The organism is Methanolobus psychrotolerans (assembly GCF_002243045.1).
Classification (GTDB): Archaea; Halobacteriota; Methanosarcinia; order Methanosarcinales; family Methanosarcinaceae; genus Methanolobus; species Methanolobus psychrotolerans.
On sequence record NZ_MBKP01000092.1, the window covers coordinates 1 to 1203 of the forward strand.

General features: G+C 36.7%; 2 pseudogenes. One reads left to right on the plus strand and one right to left on the minus strand.

Features of this window, described 5'->3' with window-relative positions:
- Positions 1–267: pseudogene (locus BB781_RS15085) on the plus strand (transposase); the annotation flags it as partial.
- 648 nt (positions 268–915) lie between these two features.
- On the opposite strand, the pseudogene BB781_RS15090 reads toward BB781_RS15085, so the two are convergent.
- A pseudogene (locus BB781_RS15090) lies at positions 916–1203 on the minus strand (hypothetical protein); the annotation flags it as partial.

Here is a 1203-nt window from a genome sequence, read left to right on the forward strand (position 1 = left end):
AACCATTTCAGAGCGATTTATATCCCCAGGATATATCATCGGATACTTCAAAAGATCTATGACCTGAGGACTTGTGTTGAAAGGAAAAATTCTAACGAGGTCGTTGGATACAATCGATCAAAAACACTAACCAGAGGTAATGAGTGGGCTAAGTTGTTTGTTTCAATAAGCAACATAACTGCACTACTTACGGCACTGGCAGCATTTAAGGTTGAAAGACTTGACCTGATACGTGCTCCAAGCGCTTTTAGAAAGTTGAGGATTTGAGGGCATAAAAGGAAATTTTAGCCAAAAGAAGCAGTTGTAAGAGTTAATGGGCCATTTAAAGGATTAATGGGATTAATGGATAAACCTCAACTGAGTTCTTATCTTATTTTTAAAGCACTTTTACTAATGCTTATTGTCAGGCGGTTGAGCTTCAGCACTTGTGACGAATGACATATTGAATGGGTTTGTTATCACTGTCGATAACTGGATTTAAATCTGCAATTGGAGTCTCAAATTTTCAATAACAATACATATTATCTATTTTTGAAGGGGGTTTTCCTAGTACTTATTGTCAGGCGACTTGGGCCTGCGGCACTGGTGACAGGAGGATCATGAGAATGAATGTTTGTTATTGCTTATAGAAAAATAGGATTTGCTTTTAAAGCAGAAACAACTATTCATTGTAGCAGTAATCGAGACTTAGATATTCTTCATTCTCCTTCAGACGGAGAAGATTGAGTACTTGTAAATTACCTACAATTCTCCTGTAAGCCTTAATCCCCTTCAGCTAGACATTCCCCTTAATAATCTGTAAAAACCTCTCAAATGAATTATAGAGATTAACCAGAGCCATCTCAAGAGAGTATATACTGCCAGTTATCCTTCGATCAAATTGTTCAATATGTCCTTCACTCCAAGGTTATCTAATTAGCTCCCAAACCCTCCCATTCTAATTAGACAAATCATTTTCAATAAAACCTTCCAAATCTCTGCTCTAACTCTTCTTATATCGAACTTGACCACATCCTTAATGTGTCCATGTTTTGTTTCACATTCCCCTCTTTTCTTGTACAGGCTAAGGAACAATCTGTCTCTCATATTTATATTCCGCAAGTACATTCCAACCTGTTCAGACCTTCCATTTTCATAGAGAAACTTTTGTTTAACTTCAATACTTGCATGTACATCTCCACCTATATCCCACATTTTATTCAC